Origin of the sequence: Streptomyces telluris (assembly GCF_024519335.1) — a bacterium.
In the GTDB taxonomy this organism is placed as follows: Bacteria; Actinomycetota; Actinomycetes; order Streptomycetales; family Streptomycetaceae; genus Streptomyces; species Streptomyces telluris.
In genome coordinates, this window is record NZ_JANIID010000005.1 from 233,074 (window position 1) to 239,245 (window position 6,172).

Below are 6,172 nucleotides of genomic sequence, written 5' to 3' on the forward strand. Positions count from 1 at the left end.
GGGGGATGTGATGATGGAGTCCTGCTGTTTGCCGTGGCTGCGTTCAGGTCGTGGTTCCCGGGTGTCTGAGCCCGTTGTCCGGTTCGCTTGCGCAACCGCATGCTGACCCGTCCGGTCGTTCTCGGCCTGCCGGCGCTCGCCATCGGCGGACTGTCGGAGAACTGGTTGCTGCGTGAGGCCGGTGACCTTCACTGGTCCCTCATCGGCGAGCACTTCGGACTGCCCGTCGCCGAACTCGCCGACGCGGACGGCAACCGGCTGCTGCCGGCCTTCGTCCGCGCCCGGATCACCGCGGCCGACTCGCTGCGCGCCTTCGCCGAACACGACGAGGGAACGCTGAGCGGCACGCTGACCAGGCTCGACGAGCAGACCTTCGCCAGTGACGTCTGCTTCGCCACGGCAACGGCCGACGTTCGCGTCCGGCTGCTGACGGCCTTCGTGCGCCGTGGCGCCGGCAACTGGCTCACTCCCGGCACGCCGCGCGGCGAGGGGCGTGTCCCGGCGGCCGGGCCCGACGCCGGACTCCTGGAATTCCACGAGGGGTTCCGCGCGCAGGCCGGCGCGGTCACCGAGGGCGTGGAACTGTTCAGCGACACGTACGAACTCAATCCGTTCGCAGACGTGAACGCCGCCGGACTGCTGTACTTCGCCTCGTACCCGCACATCAACGACCGCGGCGAGCGCAAGTTCGCGCAGTCGCGGGTGCCGGGGGCGGAGTGGGCCTCCGAGGCCGTCACCGTCAGCCGGGACATCGTCTACCTCGGCAACTGCGGCCTCGACGAGGCGGTGCACTACCGCCTGGAGGAGTGCCGGCCGGAAGCAGGCGACCGTGTGGTCCTGACTTCCTCCCTGCTGCGGGAGAGCGACGGCAGGCCGCTCGCCCGGATCCGCACCGTCAAGTCCCTTTCCCGGCGTGGCGACTTCGAGGGCCTGTGGAGCGGCCGTGCGGTCGCGCCCGCGGCCCCGTCCTCCGCGACCGCCCCCGGCGGAGCCCGCCGCGAAGCGCAGGCCGCCGACGTTCCCCACGACTTCGAAGACACGCTCCTGGCACTGATGGAGCACGTGCTCGACCGGCCGGCGGGGTCGCTGTCGGCGGACGAGGACCTGCGCGGCTACGGGCTGGACAGCCTGTCGCTGTCGGAGGCCGTCGTCCGGCTCGGCGAGGAGACCGGGCTGGAGATCGACCCCGGCACCATGTTCCGTGCGTTCACCGTCGCCGCCATGGCACAGATCGTGCGCGGCGAGCACCGGGCTCCGGCCACGGCGGCCACCGCTGCCACGGCCCCGGCGGCGTCCGCGCCGACGCCCGCCGCGGCCGCGTCCGGCGCAGGAACTCCCATCGCCGTGATCGGCATGGCGGGCCGGTTCCCCGGCGCGCCGGACGTGTCCGGACTGTGGGACCTGCTGGGCCGGGACGAGGACGCCGTGCGCGACATCCCGGCCGACCGCTGGGACACCACCGCGTACCCCCGCATGGTCGGCAAGGCCGCCCTGCTCGACGACATCCGCGGCTTCGACCACGAGTTCTTCTCCATCAGCCCGCGCGAGGCCGCGCTCATGGACCCCCAGCAGCGGCTGCTGCTGGAGGTCGCCTGGGCGACGGCCGAGGACGCCGGAGTGGACCCCACCTCCCTGGCCGGTACCCGCACGGGCGTCTACGCGGGCGTGTGCCACTCCGACTACGCCGCGGTGCTCGCCGAGCACGCCGGGGACGACGAGCCCCACCTGAGCGTCGCGGTCTCCCCCTCCCTGGTGGCCAACCGGGTCTCCTACGCCCTCGGGCTGCGCGGGCCGAGCGTCGCCGTCGACACCCTCTGCTCGTCGTCCCTGGTGGCCGTCGCGCAGGCCGTCGTGGCCCTGCGCGCGGGCGAGTGCGACCAGGCCATCGCCGGCGGCGTGAACGTCCTGTGCGACCCCGCGCGGCACAACGCCTACCAGCGCACCGGTGTGCTCAGCCCCCGCGGCCGCTGCCACACCTTCGACGACGACGCCGACGGCTACGTCCGCGGCGAGGGCGTGGGCGCCCTGCTGCTCAAGCCGCTGGACCGGGCCCTGGCCGACGGCGACCGCGTCCACGCGGTGATCCGCGGCGCGGCCGTCAACCACGGCGGCCGGGCACGGTCGTTCACCGCGCCCAACCCGGACGCGCAGGCGGACCTGCTCGTGGCCGCGTACAACGAGGCCGGGGTCGACCCCGCGACCGTCGGCTACGTCGAGGCGCACGGCACCGGCACGCGCCTGGGCGACCCGATCGAGATCTCCGGCATGGTCACGGCCTTCGAGCGGCTCTACGACCAGTGGGGCCACCCGCGTCCCGCGGAACCGCACGTCGGCGTCGGCTCGGTCAAGACCAGCATCGGCCACCTGGAATCGGCCGCGGGCATCGCCGGGATGATCAAGGTGATCCTGGCGATGCGCCACCGGACCCTGCCCGCCAGCCGCAACGTGCGCCGCCCGAACCGCATGATCAGGACCGAGGGCACGCCCCTGCGGCTCCAGCTGGAGCGGACGGCGTGGGAGGCGCCCGCCGCCGGCGGGCCCCGCCGGGCCGGCGTCAGCTCCTTCGGGATGGGCGGCACCAACGCGCACGTCGTGCTGGAAGAGGCGCCGGAAGCGCCCGTGCCGCCGGCCCCTACGGGCCCGGTGTCCGTCCCCGTGTCCGCCCGCACGCCGCAGGCCCTGCGGCAGGCCGTGGCCGCGCTGCTGGACGTGGTCCGCTCGCCGGGCGCCCCCGCGCTGGCGTCGATCGCCCGCACGATGCGCACGGGACGCGCGGCCCTGCCGTACGGCGTCGCCGTCGAGGCGGCCGACCTCGGCGAACTGGCCACGAAGCTCGCCGCGGTGCTGGAGAGCGCACCGGCAGAGAGCCCCCTGCCGGACACCGGTGCGCAGGGGACGGCCCCCGACGCCCCGCCGGTGTCGCTGCCGACCTACCCGTTCAGCCGTGACCGGCACTGGGCCGCGCCCATCCCCGGCGCCGAATTCCTCACCACCGCCTGGGAGGACGCGCCCGCACCGGCCACCCGCGCCGACGGCCGGTTCCTGGTCGTCACCACCGACCCGGCGCTCGCCCGCACGGCGCTCGCCGAGCGGGGCGTCGCGCACGTCCCCGGCCGCCCGCTGCCGGCGCTGGACGGACTGACCGGCGTCGTCGACCTGGTCGACCTGTCCGCCCCCGGCGCCCTGGTCGCCGAACGCATCGCCCTGCTGCAGCAGGTGCTGACCGCCCTGCCCCGCACCGGGCTGCGCTGCGTGCACGTCAGCGGCGCCGAGCGGTCGGTCCTGGCCGGCTTCTACCGTTCCCTGTCCGGCGAGTTCTCCGGTGTCCACGGGCGGACCGTCCGCGTGGACGGAGGGGCGGCCGCGCTCGCCGCCGTCGTCGCGGCCGAGACGTCGGCGACCGACCGGGAGACCGAGATCCGCTACGAGGGCGCCCGGCGCCGCCGCCCGGCGGCCGTCTTCGCCCCGGCACCCTCCGGCGACGACCCGCTCGCCGGCATCGGCCGCGGCGCCGTACTGATCACCGGCGGTCTGGGCGGCATCGGACTGCGCCTGGCGGCCCACCTGGCCGACCGCGGCGCCCGGCACATCGTGCTGGTCGGCCGCTCCCGGATGCCGGTGCGCAACCAGTGGGCCGCCCTCGCGGCCGACCCGTCCACGGACCCCGTGCTGCGCGCCCGGCTCACGGCGCTGCTGGGCCTGGTCGAGCGCGGCGTGACGCTGACCGTGCGCACCGACACCCTCGACAACGTCACCTCGCTGCGCCGGCTGATCGGCCGGGCCCGGAAGGAAGCCGGCTCGCTCGACGCCGTCTTCCACTGCGCGGGCGTGATGGACGCGCCCGCGTCCTTCCTCTCCCGCACGGCCGACGATGTCGCCCGGGTACTGCGGCCCAAGGCCGACGGCCTGCAGGTGCTGTGGTCGGCCTTCGGATCGCGGCCGCCGCGCCTGATGGTGCTGTTCTCCTCCGTGGCCGCGGCCGCACCGCGCCTCGGCGCGGGCTACCTCGACTACGCGGCGGCGAACACCCTGCTGGACGACTTCGCGGCCGCCCGCGCCGGGGACTCCGACTGCACGGTGCGCTCCCTGCGCTGGCCGCTGTGGCGCGGCGTGGGCATGGGAACCGACCGGACGAGCGCGAGCGGCGCGCTCGGCATCCCCGACCTGGCCACGGGCGACGCCCTGGAACTGCTCGACCTGGCCCTGCGGGTGCCCGGCGAACCCGTGCTGCTGCCCTGCCGTGCGGAGCGCGCCTCGGTGGCCGCGGACGAGCTGTACCTGGCACCGTCGCGCACCGCCCCTGCGGCGCCCGCTCCGGCGCCCTCCGTACCGGCCGTCCAGCACCCCGCAGCGGCCGTCCGGCCCTCCGGCGCCGGCGGCACCGGGTCCGGCGACGTGCCCGGCACGGCCGCCGGCCTCGGGTGGCTCGTCGACCTCGTGGCCCGGACGACCAAGGTCGACCCCTCGCTGCTGGGCCCCGGGACCGCCCTCGGCGATGTCGGCGTGGATTCGCTGCTGATGGCCGAACTCGTCCGGGACCTCGAAACGGAACTCGGCCACCCGGTCGACCCGAGCCTGCTCCAGGAGCACCCCACGCTCGGCGGACTCGCCGCCGCCCTCGGCGCACCGGCAGCCGGCAGCGCGCCCCTGCCCGCCGGGAGCCCCGCAACCACAGCCGCGCCGCGGCCGGTCCCCGCACCCGACGGCAAGCCGGTGCCCATCGCCGTGATCGGCATGGGCTGCCGCCTGCCGGGCGCCGCCGACCCCGGGCAGCTGTGGGAGATGCTGCTGGCGGGGAGCGACGCCGTCACCGACGTGCCGGCCGACCGCTGGGACATCGCGTCCCTGCACAGCCCGGAGGGCGGGCCGGGGCGCAGCACCAGCCGGTGGGGCGGGTTCCTGGACGACGCCGCCCTCTTCGACCCGGGGTTCTTCGGCTTCGGCGACGAGGAGGCGCGGCACCTGGACCCGCTGGCGCGCAAGGCGCTGGAGGTGTCGGTGGAGTGCCTGCGGGACGCCGGATACCGCGAGGACGAGCTGCGGGGCCGCTCCGTGGGCGTCTTCGTGGGCAGCCGGACGGGCAACCACCGCATGCACCTGCAGCCCCCGAAGCGCGAGTACATCGCGGGTGCCAACCAGAACTTCGTCGCCGCGCACATCTCGCACTTCCTCGACCTCACCGGTCCCAACCTCGTGGTCGACAGCGCCTGTTCGTCGTCCCTGGTGAGCATTCACCTGGCGGCGCAGAGCCTGGCGTCGGGCGAGACGTCCATGGCCCTGGCCGGGGGAGTGGACCTGCTGTTCGACGAGGAGCCGTACCTGATGCTCAGCGCCGGCAAGGCGCTGTCCCCCAGCGGCCGGTGCCGCACCTTCGACGAGTCCGCCGACGGCCTGGTCCCCGGCGAGGGCGCCGGAATGGTGCTGCTCAAGCGGCTCGACGACGCCCGGCGCGACGGGGACCGCGTACTCGCCGTGATCGAGTCGTCCGGCGTCAACAACGACGGCAGGACCATGGGGCACACCACGCCGAACGGGGCCGCCCAGCGCGCTCTGGTCTCCGGCGTGCTCGCCCGCGGCGGGATCGACGCGCGGACCGTCCGCTACGTCGAGGCCCACGGCACCGGCACGATGATCGGGGACCCGATCGAGCTCCAGGCGCTGACGGCCGTCCACCGGACGTACACGGACGACCGCGGCTACTGCGGCATCGGCAGCATCAAGAGCACGATGGGACACCTGCTCAGCGCGGCCGGCGTCGCAGGGTTCATCAAGGCCGTGCAGATCCTGCGGCACGGCCGGCTGGTGCCGACCCTGCACTGCGAGCGGCCCAACCCGCGCTTCGCGTTCGCCGAGTCGCCGTTCTTCCCCGTCACCGGGGTGGCGGACCTGCCGCCCGGCAGCCGGGTCGGTGTCAGCGCCTTCGGCTTCGGAGGCACCAACGCCCACCTCGTGCTGGCGGCCGGCACGCCCGGCGAGCCGGGCAGGCCCCCGCTGCCGCCGCCGGACTACGACCGCAGACGGTTCTGGCGGCTGCCCCCCGCGGCCGTCCCCGCCGCGGAACCGGTCCGTTCGGCCCGGCTCGACCTGATCCTCACGTAACCCGGCACGTCACCGGCGCGCCCGGGCCGCTTCGGCGCCCCGCCGCGCATCGCCGATCACCAGGAGAGAACAC

General features: G+C 75.3%; 1 protein-coding gene. It reads left to right on the forward strand.

Annotated features, from left to right (window positions below):
- The first annotated feature begins 99 nt into the window (after nucleotides 1-99).
- A complete protein-coding gene (locus NQU55_RS08565; protein ID WP_168091312.1) occupies nucleotides 100-6,099 on the forward strand; it encodes a beta-ketoacyl synthase N-terminal-like domain-containing protein in 6,000 nt (1,999 codons plus the stop codon).
- Nucleotides 6,100-6,172 lie beyond the last annotated feature (73 nt).